The organism is Streptodolium elevatio (genome assembly GCF_040649515.1).
In the GTDB taxonomy this organism is placed as follows: Bacteria; Actinomycetota; Actinomycetes; order Streptomycetales; family Streptomycetaceae; genus Yinghuangia; species Yinghuangia elevatio.
In genome coordinates this window covers 1-19,205 of record NZ_JBEZFP010000009.1, presented here as the reverse complement: position 1 = coordinate 19,205, position 19,205 = coordinate 1, and the positions used below count along the sequence as shown (strand labels likewise).

At 72.9% G+C, this 19,205-nt stretch carries 17 protein-coding genes; 8 read left to right on the top strand and 9 right to left on the bottom strand.

Annotated elements, in window-relative coordinates; translation table 11 throughout:
- Positions 1–71: 71 nt before the first annotated feature.
- Together AB0C36_RS05295 and AB0C36_RS05290 are read right to left on the bottom strand one after the other, a co-directional pair.
- Positions 72–527 (bottom strand): DUF4442 domain-containing protein, encoded by a 456-nt coding sequence (locus tag AB0C36_RS05295; RefSeq protein ID WP_358349511.1) that lies wholly within the window; start codon positions 525–527, stop codon positions 72–74.
- 116 nt (positions 528–643) lie between these two features.
- Positions 644–1,441 carry a hypothetical protein gene (locus AB0C36_RS05290; protein ID WP_358349508.1) on the bottom strand — a complete coding sequence of 266 codons (798 nt, stop codon included), beginning with the start codon at positions 1,439–1,441 and terminating at the stop codon, positions 644–646.
- A 319-nt stretch (positions 1,442–1,760) separates the two neighbouring features.
- Here AB0C36_RS05290 and AB0C36_RS05285 point away from each other — a divergent pair, with 319 nt between their 5' ends.
- On the top strand, positions 1,761–3,170 hold the full coding sequence (locus AB0C36_RS05285) for a CoA transferase (protein WP_358349505.1): 1,410 nt from the start codon (positions 1,761–1,763) through the stop codon (positions 3,168–3,170).
- 49 nt (positions 3,171–3,219) lie between these two features.
- Here AB0C36_RS05285 and AB0C36_RS05280 read toward each other — a convergent pair whose 3' ends face one another.
- On the bottom strand, positions 3,220–3,537 hold the full coding sequence (locus AB0C36_RS05280) for a UBP-type zinc finger domain-containing protein (protein WP_358349503.1): 318 nt from the start codon (positions 3,535–3,537) through the stop codon (positions 3,220–3,222).
- Positions 3,538–3,626: 89 nt separating this feature from the next.
- Positions 3,627–4,244, bottom strand: coding sequence for a TetR/AcrR family transcriptional regulator (locus tag AB0C36_RS05275; RefSeq protein ID WP_358349500.1), 618 nt, complete (start codon positions 4,242–4,244; stop codon positions 3,627–3,629).
- A gap of 107 nt (positions 4,245–4,351) precedes the next feature.
- Here AB0C36_RS05275 and AB0C36_RS05270 point away from each other — a divergent pair, with 107 nt between their 5' ends.
- The 5 genes from AB0C36_RS05270 (at position 4,352) to AB0C36_RS05250 (ending at position 10,216) form a co-directional block, all read left to right on the top strand.
- Positions 4,352–5,920 (top strand): flavin-containing monooxygenase, encoded by a 1,569-nt coding sequence (locus tag AB0C36_RS05270; protein ID WP_358349497.1) that lies wholly within the window; start codon positions 4,352–4,354, stop codon positions 5,918–5,920.
- Position 5,921: 1 nt separating this feature from the next.
- Complete coding sequence (locus AB0C36_RS05265; RefSeq protein ID WP_358349494.1) at positions 5,922–6,938, top strand: SDR family NAD(P)-dependent oxidoreductase; 1,017 nt, start codon at positions 5,922–5,924, stop codon at positions 6,936–6,938.
- A gap of 36 nt (positions 6,939–6,974) precedes the next feature.
- On the top strand, positions 6,975–8,180 hold the full coding sequence (locus tag AB0C36_RS05260) for an alpha/beta fold hydrolase (RefSeq protein WP_358349491.1): 1,206 nt from the start codon (positions 6,975–6,977) through the stop codon (positions 8,178–8,180).
- Between the two features lie 147 nt (positions 8,181–8,327).
- The gene (locus AB0C36_RS05255) at positions 8,328–9,299 is read left to right on the top strand and encodes an aldo/keto reductase (protein ID WP_358349488.1); all 972 of its coding nucleotides are present in this window, start codon (positions 8,328–8,330) and stop codon (positions 9,297–9,299) included.
- 359 nt (positions 9,300–9,658) lie between these two features.
- Complete coding sequence (locus AB0C36_RS05250) at positions 9,659–10,216, top strand: septum formation family protein (protein ID WP_358349485.1); 558 nt, start codon at positions 9,659–9,661, stop codon at positions 10,214–10,216.
- Positions 10,217–10,304: 88 nt separating this feature from the next.
- On the opposite strand, the gene AB0C36_RS05245 is transcribed toward AB0C36_RS05250, so the two are convergent.
- The 4 genes from AB0C36_RS05245 to AB0C36_RS05230 all read right to left on the bottom strand — a co-directional run bounded on the left by AB0C36_RS05245 (position 10,305) and on the right by AB0C36_RS05230 (position 17,029).
- A complete protein-coding gene (locus AB0C36_RS05245; RefSeq protein ID WP_358349482.1) occupies positions 10,305–12,653 on the bottom strand; it encodes a HelD family protein in 2,349 nt (782 codons plus the stop codon).
- Between the two features lie 202 nt (positions 12,654–12,855).
- Positions 12,856–14,430 (bottom strand): fibronectin type III domain-containing protein, encoded by a 1,575-nt coding sequence (locus AB0C36_RS05240; protein ID WP_358349479.1) that lies wholly within the window; start codon positions 14,428–14,430, stop codon positions 12,856–12,858.
- 513 nt (positions 14,431–14,943) lie between these two features.
- Positions 14,944–15,417: a hypothetical protein gene (locus tag AB0C36_RS05235; RefSeq protein ID WP_358349476.1), complete on the bottom strand. Its 474-nt coding sequence runs from the start codon at positions 15,415–15,417 to the stop codon at positions 14,944–14,946.
- Between the two features lie 691 nt (positions 15,418–16,108).
- Positions 16,109–17,029 (bottom strand): SDR family NAD(P)-dependent oxidoreductase, encoded by a 921-nt coding sequence (locus AB0C36_RS05230; RefSeq protein WP_358349473.1) that lies wholly within the window; start codon positions 17,027–17,029, stop codon positions 16,109–16,111.
- Between the two features lie 140 nt (positions 17,030–17,169).
- On the opposite strand from AB0C36_RS05230, the gene fabG reads away from it, so the two are divergent.
- Positions 17,170–17,907 (top strand): 3-oxoacyl-ACP reductase FabG, encoded by a 738-nt coding sequence (gene fabG, locus AB0C36_RS05225; protein ID WP_358349470.1) that lies wholly within the window; start codon positions 17,170–17,172, stop codon positions 17,905–17,907.
- 60 nt (positions 17,908–17,967) lie between these two features.
- On the opposite strand, the gene map is transcribed toward fabG, so the two are convergent.
- Complete coding sequence (gene map / locus AB0C36_RS05220) at positions 17,968–18,732, bottom strand: type I methionyl aminopeptidase (RefSeq protein WP_358349467.1); 765 nt, start codon at positions 18,730–18,732, stop codon at positions 17,968–17,970.
- A 106-nt stretch (positions 18,733–18,838) separates the two neighbouring features.
- Between map and AB0C36_RS05215 the strand changes: the two genes are divergently transcribed.
- On the top strand, positions 18,839–19,114 hold the full coding sequence (locus AB0C36_RS05215) for a helix-turn-helix domain-containing protein (RefSeq protein ID WP_358349464.1): 276 nt from the start codon (positions 18,839–18,841) through the stop codon (positions 19,112–19,114).
- The last annotated feature ends 91 nt before the right edge of the window (positions 19,115–19,205 follow it).

Genomic DNA, 19,205 nt, shown 5'->3' with positions numbered 1-19,205 from the left:
CCGCGACCACATCCGTCGCGGCGGAGGGGCGGTCCGTCGCATGGGGTGCGAACGGTTGCGACCGGGCGCGGTCAGGTGCGGTTCGGGCGCAGCGTCCACACGATGTTCATCTCGGCGGTCGTCGTGCCGTCCTCGGTGCGGATCTCGACCGCCACCGGGAATTCGGGCCGCTCGCCCTTGTCCAGCTGCGCCACCACGTCCTCCGCCGGGCGACCGAGACGTGCCTCGGCGAGCACCGGCCCCATGGCCAGCTTCTTGTACGCGATGTCCGCGGTGACCGCGAGCGGCACCGCGCGGCCCAACTGGTCGCCGAACGCCGCCAGGACGATCGCGCCGGACGCGGACTCGCCGAGCGAGAACATCGCGCCCGCGTGCGGGCCGCCGACGTGGTTGTGCAGGTCCGCGTTGTCCGGCAGCCGCAGGACCGCGTGCTCCCGGTCGATCTCGACGAACTCCAGACCGAGGGTCCGGACCAGGGGCACGGACTGCTTCAGCCCGTCGGCGATGAAGTCGAATTGAGTGCTCACCCCCGGATGCTACCCGCAAGTAACTTCAAGGGGGAAGGGGCTGCCGAGGCCGACCCCCTCCTCCGCGGGCGGCCTGCCCCGGGCCCGCAGGTACAACAGCCCGGGGCGCCGCACGGTCACGGCCTGGCCGCACCGGATCCCGCCCCGGCACCCGAACACGCGCCCGCGGGAACCGGCTCGGGTCGGTCGCCGAGGTCCGCCAGGTCCCCGAGGTCGCCGACCGCACCCTCACCTTCGTCGCCGTCAGCCGCGGCGGGCTCGGGCGCGGCGGGCTCGGGCTCGTCCGTGTCGCATTCGGCGCCCGCTTCGGCGGCGCTTCCGGACCCGCCTCCCACTGCATCCGTGGCCTGGCCGTCGGTCAGGTCGCCGGCCCGGCCGCCGGCAACGACCTCGGTCAGGCCGTCGCCTCGTTCCTCGGCCGGGCTCTCATCCTCACCCGCGTCCTCGGTCGCCGGCTCGGCGTCAACCGCGGTGGCGGCCCCGGCCTCGGGCATGCCGGCGGGCTCCACCTCCCGGGTCGCCGCGGTTCCGGCGAGCGCCGACAACGCCCGCTCCGGCTGCCGCTCCGGCGAGGCGAGCCAGTGGAACACCCGGCCCCGCACCTCCGCCGCCGCGTCGTCCGCGACGGCCTGCGGGTACACCGTGACCTCCTCGAACGCCCGGCCGCGGCGGTCCCACACGATGCGGCGCCGCAGGTAGCCGGCCTCTTGCAACTCCTCCAGGTACCCCTCGATCGACTTCACCGACTCCCCCGGGCGGGACGCGAGTCGCGCCCGGTCGGGCCGGGCCTGTTCGGGTAGTAACAGCAGGTGCACGGCAAGGCCCCGTGCGGGCACGCTCAACCGGGCGTCCTTCATCAGAACGTCGTTGACGCCCAGTCCCCCGGCCCCTGCGCCGCCCCAGATCCTCCGCATGGCGTGCCCTCCCCATCTCGGTACTCCACCCCAACCGCCGTGGCCGACACGATGGTTGCCCCGCTTCCCAGTGTCCGTCGCCGGTCCGGCGTGCGGGGGACGACAGAGCGTTAATGACGCAAAAGGGTGAAGGAGACTTCGTGGAGGTCCCGTGAGGAACCGACATTAGCCGCAAATTCTCGTCGACATGGCACACATTTCCGGATACTCGTCGCTTGTTCGCCACCGCATCCGCCACCCGGAATCGTGATCACCGCCCTGGCCTGCCGACCGCCCCCCGCCCTCGCAGTGCCGCGCACGCGGTGATGGGATTGGCTCCATGCGTCCTTCCGCAGCCCTGCTGCTCGACGAAGCCTGGCGATCGCTCGGCGGCGACCCCGCGCTCGCCGCACACGTGTCGTTCACGGGCCGCGCCGACACGCTGCCCGCGCGCCTGCCGGTGACCGAGCTGGCCCAGGCGACCGCGGGGGCGGCGGGGCTCGCCGCGGCCGAGTTCGCGGCCGTACGTTCCGGCGCACCGCTCGCCACGGTCACCGTCGACAGCGAGGCGACCGCCATAGCCTTCACGAGCGAGCGGCATCTGCGCCTGAACGGACGTCCGCAGGGCGGCATGGACCCGCTGTCGAAGTTCTACGTCTGCGCGGACGGCGTGGTCCGCGTGCATGGCAACTATCCGCACCACCGCGACGCGCTCTTCCGCGCGCTGGAGATCACCGGCACGCCGGACGACCCCGCCGAGACGGTCGCGCCCGCGCTGCTGCCGCTGTCCGTCGCGGAGGCGGAGGAACGCATCCGGAACGCGGACGGGCTGGCGTTCGCGGTCCTCACCCCCGACGAGTGGCGGGCCCACCCGCACGGTTCGCAGGTCGCGGACGACCCGTTGCTCACCCGGCGCAGAATGGGCGCGCCGTCGCCGCGGCGGGCCGGCGGACCCGCGTCGCACGACGGGACGGTGCTGCCGGCGTCCGGCATCCGGGTCCTCGACCTCACGCGCGTCATCGCCGGGCCGGTGGCCACGCGCACGCTCGCCCTTCTCGGCGCCGACGTGCTGCGCATCGACTCCCCGCACCTTCCCGAGTTGCCCGCGCAGCACCTGGACACCGGCCTGGGGAAGCGCTCCGCGCTGCTGGACCTCGGCACGCCGGATAGCATCGCCGTCCTGGACGAACTCCTGGCCGACACCGACGTCGTCGTGACCGGCTACCGCCCCGGTGTGCCGGCCCGCTTCGGGCTGGCCCCCGAGGTGCTGGCGGCCCGGCACCCGGGCATCGTCACGGCGAACCTGTCCGCATGGGGTGGGCCGGGGCCGTGGGCGCGGCTGCGCGGCTTCGACAGCCTCGTGCAGGGGCCGACCGGGATCGCCTGGATCGAGGCGGACGGCGACGACCGGCCCGGCGTACTGCCCGCCCAGGCGCTGGACCACGGCACGGGCTATCTGCTGGCGGCGGGCGTACTGCGCTCGCTGACGGAGCGCCAGGCGGACGGCCGGGGCTCGCACGTCGAGGTCGCGTTGGCCCGGACGGCGGCGTGGCTGCTGCGGCACCACGACCCCGAGGAACACCTTCCCGGGTTCCCGCGCCGGGTCGCCGCCGCGCGGCATCTCGGCTTCAAGGTCGCCGAGCAGGGGGAACTCGCGTACGCCCTGCCCCCGTTCGCCCTCAAAGGCGGTCCGGCCGACTGGGCGGCCGCCCCGGTGCCGTGGGGCAGCAGCCCGGCGGCGTGGTGGTGAGGGCCCCCCGCGCGGCGCTTCCGGACACGGGCACGTGCCGACGCCCCCGCTAGTTGCGTGGCAGCAGGAACAGTTGGTCCTCGTAGCACCAGCCCCATTCCTCGCCCGGCTCGAAGGAGCGGATGAGGGCGTGCCGGGCGCCCTGCCAGTGGCCGGTGGCATGTCGGCGGGGCGAGTTGTCGCAGCAGCCGACGTACCCGCAGGACAGGCAGACACGCAACTGCGCCCAGGTGCCGCCCGACTTGAGGCAGTCCTGGCAGCCGTCCATCGAGCTGGGGGCGACAGAACGCACCTGGTCGAGGTGTGCGCAGGTCGCGCCCTCCTGTCCGCGGACCTGCTGGGCCACCTCGTACCGGGTCGTGCTCATGCCGTGCTCCTCCGCCTCGCCGCCGACGTGGCCGTCGGCCCCGCCGCTCGTCGTCCGCCTGGTTGCCGGGACGGGGCGAAGGTTCCCGTTCAGGCCCGGGACAACACGTCGGCGGCGGGATCGACGCAGCTCAGCACGCCGACGAGGGTGCGCTCGAGGAACTGGGCCAGGGCGGCGCGGTCCTCCGCGGGGTCCTGGTCCTGCCAGGCCACCACGGTCTCCTCGGCGAAGACCACCCACGCGCGGGCGGCGGTACGCAGCAGCGGTGTGTCGTCGAGGCCCAGCTCCGCGCATCCGGCGAGAATGCGTGCCGCCTGGGTGCGGCGGGCGGCCTCGACGTGTTCGCGTACTGTCTCGTCGGCGCTCGCGGCGCCGCGGACCAGGGAGACGTAGGTGGCACGGTGGTCGAGGACGTAGTCGACGAAAGCGCCCAGCACGGCGTGCAGGCGGGCGAGCGGCTCCAGCGCGGGGTCGGGGGCGGTGTGCGCGAGGAAGTCCTCGCACGCGGCCTCCACCACGGCCCGGTGGAAGCCCTGCTTCGACTTGAAGTAGTGGAACATGAGGCCGCGCGAGATCCCGGCCCGTTCGGCGAGTTCGTCGATCGAGAGCTCGTCCAGCGTGCGGGATCCGAGCAGTTCACGGCCCAGGAGCAGCAGCTGCGCTCGCCGCTGATCCGGGGTCAGGCGGGTGCGTCGGGGTGCGGGCATGCCGGACAGTGTACGGAGGTCCGGCGCAAACTATTGACTACCGTTCAGTAATCTTCCTAGGGTCGTGCTGCCCGCACGCCAGGCCCGACCGAGCGCCGGAGAAGACCTTGCCGACACAGCCTCCCCACGGCTCCTCCGCGGAGCCACCGGTCCCGCACGTCCGCGTCGCCGTCATCGGCGGCGGGTTCTCCGGCCTCGGCGCGGGAGCCCGCCTCCTGCGCTACGGCATCGAGGACTTCGTCATTCTGGAGCGCGGCGCGGACGTCGGGGGGACGTGGCGCGACAACACGTACCCGGGCGCCTGCTGCGACGTCCCGTCCAACCTCTACTCGTTCTCGTTCGCGCCGAACCCGACGTGGTCACGGTCCTTCTCGCCGCAACCCGAGATCCAGGAGTACCTGCGGCGCTGCGCCCGCGAGTTCGGGCTGCTCCCCTACCTGCGGTTCGAGCACGAGGTACGCGCGGCGCGGTGGAACGACGCGGCATCGCTGTGGGAGTTGGAGACGTCCCGGGGCCCGCTGACCGCCAACGTGCTGCTCGCGGGCGGCGGTCCGCTCAGTGAGCCCTCGTACCCCGACATCAAGGGGCTCACCACCGCGTTCGAGGGTGAGATCTTCCATTCGTCGCGCTGGAACCACGGCTACGACCTGCGCGGCAAGCGTGTCGCGGTGATCGGCACGGGCGCGTCCGCGATCCAGTTCGTGCCGCAGATCCAGCCCCGCGTCGCGCACCTCGACCTCTACCAGCGCACCGCGCCGTGGATCATGCCGCGCACCGACCGTGCCCTCACCGGGACCGAACGCGCGCTCTACAAGGCGGTGCCGCCGCTGCAAAAGGCCGTGCGGCTGGGCCTGTTCTGGGGGCGCGAGACCTTCTGGCTCGGCTTCAACGGCAAGCACCCCGGCATGGTCAAGCGCATCGAAGGCATCGCGCGCATGCACCTGAGGCGGGGTGTCCGCGACCAGGAACTGCGCGCCAAGCTGACGCCCGACTTCACCATCGGCTGCAAGCGCATCCTGCTCTCGAACGACTACTACCCCTCGCTCGAACAGGACAACGTCGACGTGGTCACCGACCGCATCGCCGAGGTCCGGGCGAACTCGGTGGTCACCGCCGACGGTGTCGAACGCCCCTGCGACGCGATCATCCTGGGCACCGGGTTCCAGGCCACCGACATGCCGATGGCGCACATGATCACCGGCCGCGACGGCGTGCTGCTCGCCGACGCGTGGAAGGACGGCATGGCCGCCCATCAGAGCGCCACGACCGCGGGATTCCCCAACCTGTTCTTCGTCATCGGCCCGAACTCCGGTCTCGGGCACTCCTCGATGACGCTGGTGATCGAGGCGCAGATCAAGTACGCGGTCGACGCCATCCGCCAGATGGACCGCCACGACATCGCCGACCTCGACGTGACGCGCGCCGCGCAGGACGCCTACAACGCACGGTTGCACGCCAAGCTCGACGGCACGGTGTGGGTCACGGGCGGCTGCGACAGTTGGTACCTGGACTCGCGTACCGGCAAGAACACCACGCTCTGGCCGGACTTCGTGTGGAAGTTCATGTGGATGAACCGCAGGTTCTCGCCTGCCGGGCACCGGGCACGCCGCTGGGACCAGGTACGCGAGCCCCGGCCGACCGCGGCGTCCGTCGCCGCGCCGACAGAAGGAGTCTGACGTGCGGGAGTTCGCCGGCAAGGTCGCCGCGATCACGGGTGCCGGATCGGGTATCGGACGCGCGCTCGCGTACGAACTCGCCCGGCACGGCGCCCGGCTGGCACTGTCCGACGTCGACGAGGAAGCCGTACGCGAAACCGCCGCGGTCGCACTCGGCCACGGCGCGAGCGAAACGGCGGCGAGCCGGGTCGACGTCGCCGACCGGCACGCGGTGCAGGCATGGGCGGACGAGACCGCGGGCCAGTTCGGCACGGTCAACCTCGTCGTCAACAACGCGGGTGTCGCGCTGACCGCCTCCGTGGAGGAGATGGACTGGGACGACTTCGAGTGGCTGATGGGCGTCAACTTCTGGGGAGTCGCCCACGGGACCAAGGCATTCCTGCCCCACCTGCGCCGCGCCCGCGACGCGCACCTGGTCAACATCTCCAGCGTCTTCGGCCTGATGGGCATCCCGACCCAGAGTGCCTACTGCGCGGCCAAGTACGCGGTGCGCGGCTTCACCGAGTCGCTGCGCCAGGAGATGCGCATGTCCGGGTCCGGTGTCCGGGTCACGACGGTGCACCCGGGCGGCGTCAAGACCAACATCGCGCGCCGCGCACGGGCCGCGGGCAACCGTGAAGTCGACACGCTTGCCGACGAGTTCGACAAGGTCGCCCGCACCTCGCCGGAGCGCGCCGCGCGCATCATCGTGCGCGGCGTGAAGCGCAACCGGGCGCGGATCTTCGTCGGCCCGGACGCGACGCTGATCGACGTCGGACAGCGTCTGCTGGGCGCCGGCATCGAGCCGCTGGTTCGCACGTTCTCCGGCCGGTCGTCCCTGGAGACGGGCGCCCCCGCTCCGGCGTCGACGTCCGCCGGGGCCAAGGCCGCCGCGACGCAGGCCGCCGGGACACAGGCCACCGAGACGCAGGCCGCCGAGACGCAGGCCGCCGAGACAAGGGCCGCCGAGCCCGTACTCGCCGAGCCCTCGGCCGCTCCCCCGACCGGGACCACCACCCGCCCCGCGACCGGCAGTTAGCGCGCCTCCGCCCCCTCATCCGTCAGGAGTCGTCAGATGACCGATGTGAGCTCACCCGCCCCCGACGAGGTCACGCCGCCCGCGAAGGCCGCCGAGGCGACGCAGCCCGCGAAGCAGCAGCCCGGGATGCCCGCGAAGAAGGCCGCCCGTGCCGTGGGCCGGAGCAAGCCGAGGAAGGCCGTTCCCGTCCCGAAGACCGCGCGCGGTGCGGCGGACGTAACTCCCCTCGCGGAGAAGGCCGTTGCCGTCGCTCCCGGCACGCCCGAGATCCCTGCCGCACGCACCCCGGCGTCGCCCGCGCCGGTACGCCGCATCCGCGTGGTCCTGGCCCGCGACGGCGCGGCCCTGCACGTCGTCGAGTACGGCGCGTCCGACGCCGCGGTCACCGTCGTGCTCGCGCACGGCTGGACCCTCACGCACGGCGCATGGACGGCACCGGCCCGGGCACTCGCCGAGGACCCCGGGGCGTCCGTGCGGGTGGTGACGTACGACCAGCGCGGCCACGGCCGTTCCAGCTCGGGGCTGGCCCGGCCGTTCTCCGTCGATCAGTTGGCCGAGGACCTGGTGGACATCCTCGACGCGACGGCGCCGACGGGGCCGGTCGTCCTCGGCGGGCACTCGATGGGCGGCATGACCATCATGGCGCTGGCCGCCGCGCACCCGGAGCTGTTCGGCGAACGCGTGGCCGGGGTACTGCTGGTCGGCACCTCGGGCGGCGACCTCGTCCCCCAGGCGCCGCCGTTCCCGCTGCGGGACCGGCTCCGGGGACGGGCCGGGATGCGGTTCTTCGCCTTCGGCGAGCGGCGTCCGTCGGCGTTCGCGCGGGGCCGGCGGCTGCTGCCGGGCCCGCAGACCAAAGCCCACCTGCGGGCGGTCAGGCGGGGCCTGTTCGGCCCGGGCGCGGACGAGGCGGCGGTGCGTTCGTGCGCCTGGATGATCTACAACACGTCGGCCGAGGCGGTGTGCGGCTACTTCCCGGCCCTCGCCGCGCACGACCAGTCCGGCCAACTGGCCGCGTTGTCCTCGGTCCCGGTGCGTATCGTCGTCGGTGACCTCGACAAGCTCACGCCCGTCGGCCACAGCAAGCGCCTCGCGGCCGAACTGGCGCACGCGGAACTGACCGTCGAGACCGGCTGCGGCCACATGGTCCTGACCGAACGCCCCGCGTCCGTGACGACCCCGCTTCGCGACCTGTGCCGGGCGGCGGTCGGCGGCCCGCCGGTGCAGGCACGCGCCACGTAGTCGGCCCACACCGGCCCGCCCGCCGCCGGGCTGTGCCGTCGTGGTGGTTGCAGTGCGCCCTCGCCGAGTGTCGCTTGACTTCGAGTGCGCTCAAAGGGGGAGGCTGGGTCGCGTACCGCATCCCACCCGGATCCCAGGGAGCACCGCATGAAGACCACCACGCTCGGCAGCGACGGCCCCGTCGTCGGCGTCATCGGACTCGGCTGCATGGGCATGACACACGCGTACGACCCCGCCGGGCGTGACGACGAGACGTCGATCGGCGTTCTGCACCGGGCGGTCGAGCTCGGGGTGACGTTGATCGACACCGCCGACGTCTACGGCCCGTACACCAACGAGGAGTTGGTCGGGCGCGGCCTCGCCGGCATCCGCGACCGGGTCGTGCTGGCCACCAAGGTCGGCCTGGAGACCAAGCCCGAGGGCGAGCGCGGGGCCGGCATGCGGGCGATGCGCTTCAACGGGAAGCCGGAGCACGTGCGCCGCTCGATCGACGAGAGCCTGCGGCGCCTCGGCACCGACCACGTCGACCTCTACCAGCTCCACCGCGTCGACCCCGAGGTGCCCGTCGAGGAGACCTGGGGTGCGCTCGCCGAGGTCGTGGCCGCGGGCAAGGCGCGGCGGATCGGGCTGTCCGAGGTGAGCGTCGAGGAGATCAAGCGCGCGCAGGCGGTGCACCCGGTCGCCTCGGTGCAGAGCGAACTCTCGCTGTGGACGCGGGACGCGCTCGCCGAGGTGGTGCCGTACTGCAACGCGCAGGGCATCGCGTTCCTGCCGTTCTCGCCGCTCGGCCGCGGCTTCCTGACCGGGAACTTCGCCACCGTGGACGACCTGCCCGAGGGCGACTGGCGCCGCGGGCTGCCGCGCTTCCAGGCCGACGCGATCGCCGCGAACCAGGCCCTCGTAGCGGCCGTACGCGCCATCGCCGACCGCCTCGGCGCCACCCCGGCGCAGGTCGCGCTCGCGTGGGTCCGCGCGCAGGGCGAGTACGTCGTGCCGATCCCCGGCACCAAGACGCCGAAGTACCTCGCCGACAACGCCGGGGCGTCCGATGTCGTCCTGAGTGCCGCCGACTTGGCGGACCTCGACGCGCTGCCCGCGCCCGAAGGCACCCGGTACTGACGCGGTTCATACCCGCCCCGTTGTTCAATGCGAGTTCGAACGCATGGGCATCGGGGCGGGTTTGCCTTCTGCGGGAGCAAGTGCCGGAGGAGATGCGTTTCTTCTGCTACACGATTGATACAACGTCAGGAAAGTTGTGATACAAAGCACTTGTAGTCACGGAGCAGGCTCGCGGTTCGCGGACACCGCTTGAGCGCGTGACATCTCACAGGCATTCCCGGAAATCAAGGGTTGCCTCCCTCGGACATGGGGTAGCCGACGGCACCAGACTCGGGTGGGTCCACTCCACCACGAGAGGTTTTCGTCCCCCTATGCATGCTTTCCGCTCCCCTCGTAAGTCCGCGATACGTGTTACCGCCGTGGCCGCCTCCGGGGTCGTCGCCATGGCGATGCTGACCGCTTGCAACGGCGACGACGACAACAAGTCGCTCACCCCGCCGCCGATGCCGACGTTCTCCGTCCCGAAGATCGACATCCCGGACATCGACATCCCGGACCCGAGCGACCTGCCCACGAGCACGAAGCGGCCGACCAGTTCCTCGTCGAAGCCCACCGGTGGCGCGACGTCGTCGACGGACGAGGTCGAGGCGGTCGACCTCGAAGAGGGCGAATGCATCGACACCTCGTCCAGCGGCGATATCAGCAAGAAGTCGTGCTCCGGCCCGCACATGGGCGAGGTCGGCGCGATCGTCACGCTGCCGGACAGCCCGTCCCCCACGTCGCCGGACTTCGAGGCGTCCATCGAGTCGAAGTGCGAGGACGAGGTCATGCCGATCATCAACCGGCAGTCCAACGCGAGCGCGCTGACGTTCAGCTTCTACTACCCGCAGTTCTCCTCCTGGACGAGCGGCGACCGCACTCTCCAGTGCATCATCGTGCGCGACGATGGCGCGAAGCTGACCGCCAAGCTCAAGTAGTCGGCCTCGTACGCCGGGCCCCGAGAGCCCTCGCACGCAACGCGCGTGACGGCCCTCGGGGCTTCTGTCTGTGATCGAGCGGCCGCGGCTACTCCGAGACCGGCGCTGCCGCCAGGCCCATCAGGTCCTCGGCCCACTCGCGCTCCGCGTCCCCGCTGCCGGCGACCACGACCAGGCTACGGGTGGCCCGCGTCAGGGCCACGTACAGCGTGCGCAGGCCGCTCGGCGACTGGTCGGCGATGCGCTTCGGGTCCACGATGACGGCGGCGTCGAACTCCAGGCCCTTGGCGTCGAGCGCGTCCATGACCTGGACGCGCGGCGGCAGTTCCGCGAGGGCCGCCAGGATCGGGCCGGTCTCGCCGACGGGCGCGACGACGCCCACGGTGCCCTCGACCTCGTCCACCAGCCGGGCCGCGGTCGCGCGTACCGCCGAAGGCACGTCCGCCGCGGCCAGCAGCGTCGGCTTCTCGCCGCCGGTGCGCACCGCCCGCGAGGGCTTGGCGCCGGGCACCGCGCGCAGCAGCACGTGAGCCGCGACGGCCGCGATCTCCGCGGTGTTCCGGTAGTTGGTGGTCAGCTCGAACTCGTGCCGGGGCCGGTCGCCCAGCGCGTCCGACATCGCGGCGGCCGAGGCGTCCAGGTCCTCCCACGCGCTCTGCGCGGGGTCCTCGACGATGGTCCATGTCGCGTGCCGCCCGCGGCGCTTGAGCATGCGCCACTGCATCGGGGCCAGGTCCTGCGCCTCGTCCACGACGATATGGGCGTACTCGTCGGGCTCTTCGTCCTCGTCGCGGCGGCCGCGGCCGGAGCGGGCCATGCGGTCGGCGTACGTCGTCACCTCGCTGATCTCGTCGGCCGGCGCCGACGACCGCACGCTCTCCCCGGTGAAGATGTCGAACCCGTCGACGACGTAGGGGTTGTCCTCTTCCGGCATGCCCGGCGTGCGAGGGCGCTGCCGCGGCAGCGGGCCCACCAGGCCGTCGAGTTCGTCGAGCAGCGCGACGTCGAGGAAGGACACCTCCCCGGTACGCGCGGTGTGCTCCCACGAGTTCGCCAGCAGCGTCACCTGGTCGCGGGAGAGTCGCCCGCGCGCGGCCCGGTCGACACGTGCCGGGTCGGCGAGCCCGCGCAGGACGTCGATCGGGCGGACCAGCGGCCACCAGGTGTTGAGGAAGACCGCGAACTCGTCGCGCGCCGCGACGTCTTCGAGGAACGCGTCCTTCTCGCCACGGGCCGCGCCCCGGGACGCGAGCCGCGACCACAGTTCGGCGAGCACGGTCTTCGCGGCCTGCACGCGCTGGCCGTTCGGCCCGCGGCGGGCCCGGTGCAGCAGGTCGCGGCGGATACGCCGCAGTGCGGCCGTGTCGAGGACGACTTCGGTGCCGCGGTGCCGCACGCGCAGTTCGTGCGGCGCACCGGGCGGCGTCGCGTCGACCGCGCGCCGCAGCACCGGCAGCATGCCGGTCGAGCCCTTGAGCCGGGCCACGGCGGCGGTGTCGTGGTAGGCGGCGGTGATGCCGTCCACCATGTCGCCGAGCGAGTGCAGGACCGCGCCGCCCTCGCCGAGCGACGGCAGCACGCGTTCGATGTACGCGGTGAAGCGCGGGTTGGGCCCGACCACGAGCACGCCGCGCGACCCGAAGCGCTGCCGGTGCCGGAACAGCAGGTACGCCACCCGGTGCAGGGCGACCGCGGTCTTGCCGGTGCCGGGTCCGCCGCGCACGATCACCGAGCCGTCTGCGGGTGCCCGGATCGCGTCGTCCTGCTCCTGCTGGATGGTCGCGACGATGTCGCGCATGCTGCCGTCGCGCGTCCGGCTGAGGGCCGCCAGGAAGGCGCCGTCGCCGACCACGACCAGGTCGTCCGGTGCGGCGTCGGGGTCGAGGAGGTCGTCCTCGATGTCGACGAGTTTGTGGCCGCGGCAGTGCAGCACGCGGCGGCGTACGACGCCGCGCGGGTCCTCGGGCGTGGCCTGGTAGAACGCCTCGGCGGCCGGTGCCCGCCAGTCGACGACGAGGATCTCGCTGTGCTCGTCGCGCACCCCGATACGGCCGATGTGCCACACCTCGGCGTCGTTGCGGTCGAGGCGGCCGAAGACGAGTCCGTCGTCGGCGGCGTCGAGGGTGCGGGCCCACAGTTCGGCCCGGAAGACCATCGTGTCGCGCTCGACCAGCGAGCCCACCGTGCCGACCTGGGCCTGCTTGTAGCCCTCGCGCACGAGTGCGCGCGCTTCGCCGCGCATGGCCTCCAAACGGACGTACGCGCGGTCGATGTGGTGCTGTTCGGCCGCGATCTCGCGCTGCTTGGCGTCGAGCGCGGCCGACGCCTCCGGCAGGGCGGCGGAGGCCTCCGGCGCGGCGGAGTCGGCGGAGGCTACGGGACCGTCGGCGTCGCGGACGACGCCGTGCGGTTGCTGCCCGGGAGGGGGCAGGGGCATCGGGCTGGCTCCTCGTGCAGGGTGGGGCGAACAGTAGACCCTAGTACGCCCGAGCCCCGCTTCTCCCCGACGCCCCGCCCCGCGGACGGCCGCGGCGTCGCCCGCGGGCCGGTCGGGCCGCCGCGGGGGCGGCCTCCACGCGCAAGCTCGGCAGGCGACCTCGGCGGGCGGTACGTCGTGAGGCCGGCCGCGGTCGCGCCGTTCAGCGCCGGGCGCGCAGGCGCTTCACCGCCACCCCCGCGCCGACCAGCCCCGCGGCGCCGAGCAGCGCCCAGGCCCACACCGCGAGTCCGGGGCCGTCCGAGCCGCCGCCTGCCGCGCTCGGGGTGCGGGCGGCCTGCGCGTTCGGCGTGCTCGCGGCGGACGGGGACGGCTCGCTCGGCGGCGCCGGCTGCACGGACAGGGCCAACTGCCCCTCGGCCTCGCGCGCGGGAGTGGAGGTGTCGGCGACGCGGATCGTGACGGTGTGGTCACCGGGATCGGCGGCGGTTCCGCTGAGCTTCCCGGTCAGCGGGTCGAGGGTGAACCCGGGCGGGAGCGCGTCGGCGGACCAGCGGTACGGCTGGGTGCCGCCTTCGGCCTGCAGCGTCGCCGTGTACGGCTGTCCGACGACCGCGGGCGGCAGGACGCTGGTGGTCACCGCGAGCCCCTTCACCGGTGTCACCAACGCTCCGGCGCTCGCCTCCGAGTTGCCGACCGCGTTCACCGCGCGCACCTGGTAGGTGTAGGCGGTGTCCAGCGTCAGCCCCTTGTCGGTGTACAGGAGTGTCGCCGCACTGACCGTCGTGACCAGCGCCGGGGCCGGCTGCGCGCCGCCCGCGCGGTAGATCTGATAACCCGTCAGCGGGCTGCCGCCGTCGTCTGCCGGGGGCATCCACGAGAGCACGGCCTCCGCGTCGCCGGGCGCCGCGGTCAACGTGCCGGGCGGACCGGGGATCGTCATGCCGCTCGAGGTCAACGTGACGGTACGGCTGCCGCCGGGCATGTTGCCGGTGATCGTCAGCGTCCCGGTGACCGGACCCCGCGCGGTCACAGCCGCCTGCACCGCGATGCTGCACCGCCCGCCGGCCGGCACCTGGGTGTTGGCCGCGCAGCTCGTTCCGGTGTTCTCCACCGCGAAGGGCGGCGTGGCCACGATCGAGGTCAGGCTGAGGGGTGCGCCGCCGCTGCTGCTGAAGGGGATGTTGCGGATGGCGGTGCCGGGCACCGCGACCGGGCCGAAGTCGACGCTGGTGGGGAGTTCGTCGATGTCCCCGGCGGGGACGGTGAACACGAGGACCGCCCGGGCGGCGCCGGCGTTGGCGCCGGCCTGCGTCGACGCGTCGGGGAACACCTGGGTGTCGGGCGGGTAGGTGGCGAGCGTGGCGCCGGCGGCCGCGGACAACCAGGGTTCGGTCGAGCTGCCCCAGAACGTGGTGGACACCTGGTCGACCGCGACCATGACGACCTGCCCCGGGCGCAGCTTCCCGGACGCGCTCACGGCACCCTTGCCGGTGGTGAGTGCGCCGGGCCTGCCGGTGAGGGAGTCGGCGGCGCCGTACAGCGACACGGAAACCGAGACCGCCTCGTTCGGCACCGTGATGCTGGTGTAGCCGGACTGCGTGACCTCGACGGTCTGTTCGGTGTTCGGGGCGGCGGGCAGGAGGGCCGGCCGGGCGTCGGCGGCGGGGGCCGGGCGGGCGTCGGGCGGCGTCCAGGACGCCGCGGCGGCAGGCGCGGCGGTCAGCAGCAGCGCGGCGGCGAGGAGCGCGGCCCGCTTGCGAACCCGTTCGACCATGGTGTTGGGGACCCCCCGTGGGCTGCGTCCGGAACCGGACGGCGTCGCAGCTCACGGTGTGCCCGGTCGGTCGTACGCGCGGATGCTAGCGCTGTGCGGCCGCGTCCGGGAGAGCGCGGGGCGCGGACATCACCCGAACGACGGCCGCGTTGCGTGCAGGTGGGCGATTGCGCCGGTTTCGCACGGTCCGCAGATGGCGGCGAGGCGTGCCCTCGCGAGTCGGTTCCGGGGCGGCTCGACCGCGGTCGCGGGTCCGCCTCCGGGGTGGCGGCCCGGACAAGGACCTGCCCGGTGACCAGCGGCCGACAGGGGTTGGAGGCCGGCCGGCAGTCACCGGGCAGGAGTAGGGGAAACGACGGACGGGGACCGGTGGTTCCGGACCTACGGGTCGGATCCGTGGATCGGAACCGGGAACCGCGGGGCGGCCGGCACCCGGCGCCGTGGATCGACACGTGATCGGGTGGACCTGATCGGGTGGACCTGGTCGACCGCCTGGTCGATCGGGCCTGCGGGTCAGGCCCCGTCGTGCGGCGGCCCGACGCGCAGACCGCGGCCTTCGTCGAGGTCGCCGTCGATGTCGCCGATCCGGGCGGGCTCGTCGATCACGCCGGTCCCGTGGGTCTTGTCGGTCTTGTCGGTCTTGTCGGCGGCTTCGGATGCGGACCCGGCGACGGGTCCGGTGTCGCCCTTGTGCTGTGCCCCATCCGGCAGTTCAGGCGGTGTGTCGCCTTCCAGCCGCCATTCGTCGCCGATCCGGCGCCAGCGCAGCGGCCCCTCCTCGCGCCACGGCTGATTGGCTGCCAGGTAGGCGTCCCAAAGAGCCACCTGGCGGCGGGCCCGTTCGACCACGCCGACCCGCTTGCGCTCCGGCCGCGGACCGGTCGGCCGCCAGTCGCGGCCGTCCCGCGAGTCCGCACCGAAGAGCGGGCCCAGGACCACCACGACGACCAGAAAAGCTATGAGCAGACCGGCTGTTGCGTACTCCACTTTCCCTACCTCCCCACCACGTCGACCGAGGACTTCGCGGGGGCGCGGTCGTGGACGCGGTACGCGGCGCAGGCCGCACACACATCTCCCGGCCGGGCGGCGGGCTGATGCTTCGGATCGGTCCGCTCCCGCCCTCGGTCGACCCCAGTCTTGGCCTGCCGCAACCAAGATCAAAGGGCCAATCGTGGCCCGGTGGCCTGGGCCAATCCGTCGACTGGTCCAGAATTGGCAGGCCGTTGCCACCGGACCGGCCGGCTGATGGCTAACGAGCCGACCCTCGACGCGAAGTGGAATGCGGTCCGACGGTACGCCCGCATATCCGGCCAGTGGCCGGATTGCGCGGATGTGTCGCGCAGTCCGTCGTACGCACGCCAGACCAGCCCGCCATGGCCGGTCCGGATGAGTCCGCACGGCCCGAAAACACCGGTCCGCCAGCGGCAGGACACACCCGTCGGGCATCGTGGGTGCGTAGGATCTCCGAACCCGGGCAGACCACGCCCGGGGCCGAGCCCCCGCTGCCGGCTCTGCCGATCAGCGGGCGAACCGGCAGGCGCGCACCTCCCCCCAGCGCGTCGCCGGCATGGGGTGGGCCCGCAGACATTCCCCCCGTCTGCGGGCCCATCTCTCTTTGCGGCGGCGGCCGTTGCGGGTCCGCCGGCGTGTCGTCGGGGCGCGCAGCGCCGCCCGCGCGTCAGTCCAGCGGGAACTTCTCGCCGACCAGTTCCTCCGACAGGGTCCACAGCCGCACCGCGGACTCGGGGTCGCGCGCCCACGCGGCGTGCTTGGTGCTGATGCCGCAGTCCTCGGTGTAGACGCCGCCCTGGTCCGCGAGTTCGGGCGCGGTCGCGGCCCACACCTGGGTCGCGGCGCCGGCCGGGACGGACTTCATGGCGGGCATGTCGGCGCGTGTGACCTTCGATTGCAGGGACGCGCCCTGCTCCCTGCTCATGTAGCGGCCGAGGTTGGTGCGGATCATGCCCGGGTGGACGGCGTAGGAGCGTACGCCGCGCGGTGCGAGCCTGCGGTCCAGCTCGACGGTGAAGAGCACGTTGGCGGTCTTGGACTGGCCGTAGGCCTTCCAGGGGTGGTACTCGGTGGTCTCGAAGTTCGGGTCGTCCCACAGGATGTCGCTCGCCACGTGGCCGCCGGAGCTGAGGTTGACGACGCGTGCGGGTGCGCCGCGCACGAGTGCGGGCACGAGCAGGTTGGTCAGCAGGAAGTGCCCGAGGTGGTTCGTCCCGAACTGCAGCTCGAAGCCGTCCGCGGTACGCCCCATCGGCGTCGCCATCACGCCCGCGTTGTTGACGAGCAGGTCGACGCGCTCGTGGCGGTCGAGCAGCCAGGCGGCGAAGGCGCGTACCGAAGCCAGGGACGTCAGGTCGAGTACGCCCGCCTCCACCGACCGGCCCGGTCCCGCGACGGCGGCGACGGCCTCGGCGCCCTTGGCCTCGTCGCGTGCGGTCAGCACGACGTGTGCGCCGGCGCCGGCCAACACCCGGGCGGTCTCCAGCCCGAGGCCGGAGGTCGCGCCGGTGACGACGGCCGTCCGTCCGGCGAGGTCGATTCCGGCGATGACCTCGTCGGTGGTGGTCTCGGGTCCATACGTGGGCATGGCGACTCCTCAAATACTTGACTCGATCATGCACTATGCGCCACCCGCCTTCACCTGACAAGGCATCAGTAGTCTGAACCCGCAAGTCCGCTGGTTCGCACGCCGCGACGACAGGTCGCCGGCACAACGGGAGGACGGCCATGCTCGAAGGACGCGGTGCGGTGGTCACGGGGGCGGCGCAGGGAATCGGCCTGGAGATCGCCCGGGTCTTCTGCGCGAACGGCGCGCGGGTCGTGCTCGGCGACCGCGACGGCGACGCGGCGCGGGCCGCCGCCGAAGGCCTCGTCGCCCAGGGCGGCAGCGCGGTCGGGGTGGCCTGCGACGTGACGGTGCCCGAGCAGGTGGACGCCCTGGTGCGCACGTGCGTCGAGACGTACGGCGCCCTCGACATCTTCGTCAACAACGCCGGCGTGACGCGCGACGCGACACTGCGCAAGATGACGATCGACGACTTCGACATGGTGATCGACGTACACCTCAAGGGCACCTGGCTGGGCACGCGCGCGGCGTCGCTGGTGATGCGCGAGCAGGGCCGCGGCGCGATCGTCAACATCTCGTCGCTGTCCGGCAAGATCGGCCTGCCCGGGCAGACCAACTACAGCGCCGCGAAGGCCGGGATCGTCGGCCTGACCAAGGCCGCCGCCAAGGAGCTCGCGCACCTCGGGGTACGTGTCAACGCCGTGCAGCCGGGCCTCATCCGCACCGCGATGACCGAGGCGATGCGGCAGGACATCTGGGACGCCAAGGAGCGTGAGGTCCCCCTGCAACGCGCGGGCGAGCCGGTCGAGGTGGCGAACGCGGTGCTCTTCCTCGCGTCGGACCTGGCCAGCTACATCACCGGCACGGTCGTCGAGGTGACCGGCGGCCGCGGCATGTGACGCCGATGCGCGGGTCGGTGGGCCCCCGGTCCCGCCGGCCGGCGCATCCCTTCGCGGAATTCATGCGGTCAGCACCAACGGCCCGTCCGCGGTGACGGCCACCGTGTGCTCGAAGTGCGCGGCCCGCGAGCCGTCGGCGGTGGCGAGCGACCAGCCGTCCGGCAGCAGGCGGTACGCGTCGCCGCCGCCCTCCAGGAACATCGGCTCCAACGCCAGCACCAGGCCCTCCCGGAGCCGGAAACCGCGCCCGGGCCGCCCGTGGTTCGGCACGTGCGGGTCCTCGTGCAGTTCCGTGCCGACGCCGTGCCCGCCGTGGTGCCGGAGCACGCCGTAGCCGTACGCCGCGGCCACCTCCTGTACGGCGTACCCCAGGTCGCCCAGCCTGCCGCCCGGCACCATCGCGGCCACGGCGGCGTCGAGTGCGGCCCGCGTGGCCTCGCACAACCGCTCGCCCGCGGCATCGGCCGACCCGACCGCGACGGTGGTCGCGGCGTCCGCGTGGTAGCCGCCCACGACGGCCCCGGCGTCGATGGACAGCAACTGGCCGGACCGCAGCACGTGGCGGTTCGGGACCCCGTGTACCACGACGTCGTCGACGGACAGGCACAGCACGCCGGGGAACGGCGGCACGTCGCGGTGCGGCCGTTGGCCGAGGAACGAGGGCTTGGCCCCGGCCTCCCGGATCACCCGGGCGGCGATCTCGTCCAGCTCCCACAACGTGACCCCCGGCCGCGCGGCCTCGGCGACCGTGCGCAGCGTCGCGGCGACGACGGTCCCCGCCTCGCGCATCAGCTCCAGCTCGGCCGCGCTCTTGAGTGACACCATGCCCGCTTCCCCTCTCCTGGGATTCTTATCCTGGCCAAACAATACACACCAAAGAATACACACCAAAGAATACCCGCCAAACAAAGCAGGCCATATAATCGTGGGCATGGTGCGCACCCCTCTTACCGACGAACAGCGGGACCGCGGCCGCGTGCTCGGCCAGGCACTGCGGGAGGCCCGCGGGCGACGCAGTGCGGCATGGGTGTCGGCGGAGTCCGGCGTCCCGCTCGACACGCTGCGCAAGATCGAGCGCGGGGCGGTCTCGATGCCGGCCTTCTTCACCGTGGCGCAGCTGGCCCGGGTGCTGGAGCTGGACCTGTCCGCCCTCGCCGCGGAGCTGCTGCCCCCCGGCGACGAGAACGAACACGCGGGCGCGGCCTAGGGAGTGTCTTCAAATTCGCGTCGGATAGCCCGCGGGCCGTGGTGCGTGCGCTCGCAAGGCGCGGGCCGCAGCTCGGCCTGGGTTTGGCCGG

What these genes read in the sequence shown, in the direction of transcription:
- AB0C36_RS05215 (WP_358349464.1), top strand. Translation starts at nt 18,839, where the DNA reads ATGGTGCGCACCCCTCTTACCGACGAACAGCGGGACCGCGGCCGCGTG.
- AB0C36_RS05245 (WP_358349482.1), bottom strand. Translation starts at nt 12,653, where the DNA reads ATGCCCCTGCCCCCTCCCGGGCAGCAACCGCACGGCGTCGTCCGCGAC.
- fabG (WP_358349470.1), top strand. Translation starts at nt 17,170, where the DNA reads ATGCTCGAAGGACGCGGTGCGGTGGTCACGGGGGCGGCGCAGGGAATC.
- AB0C36_RS05230 (WP_358349473.1), bottom strand. Translation starts at nt 17,029, where the DNA reads ATGCCCACGTATGGACCCGAGACCACCACCGACGAGGTCATCGCCGGA.
- AB0C36_RS05275 (WP_358349500.1), bottom strand. Translation starts at nt 4,244, where the DNA reads ATGCCCGCACCCCGACGCACCCGCCTGACCCCGGATCAGCGGCGAGCG.
- AB0C36_RS05260 (WP_358349491.1), top strand. Translation starts at nt 6,975, where the DNA reads ATGACCGATGTGAGCTCACCCGCCCCCGACGAGGTCACGCCGCCCGCG.
- AB0C36_RS05240 (WP_358349479.1), bottom strand. Translation starts at nt 14,430, where the DNA reads ATGGTCGAACGGGTTCGCAAGCGGGCCGCGCTCCTCGCCGCCGCGCTG.
- map (WP_358349467.1), bottom strand. Translation starts at nt 18,732, where the DNA reads ATGGTGTCACTCAAGAGCGCGGCCGAGCTGGAGCTGATGCGCGAGGCG.
- AB0C36_RS05285 (WP_358349505.1), top strand. Translation starts at nt 1,761, where the DNA reads ATGCGTCCTTCCGCAGCCCTGCTGCTCGACGAAGCCTGGCGATCGCTC.
- AB0C36_RS05290 (WP_358349508.1), bottom strand. Translation starts at nt 1,441, where the DNA reads ATGCGGAGGATCTGGGGCGGCGCAGGGGCCGGGGGACTGGGCGTCAAC.
- AB0C36_RS05255 (WP_358349488.1), top strand. Translation starts at nt 8,328, where the DNA reads ATGAAGACCACCACGCTCGGCAGCGACGGCCCCGTCGTCGGCGTCATC.
- AB0C36_RS05280 (WP_358349503.1), bottom strand. Translation starts at nt 3,537, where the DNA reads ATGAGCACGACCCGGTACGAGGTGGCCCAGCAGGTCCGCGGACAGGAG.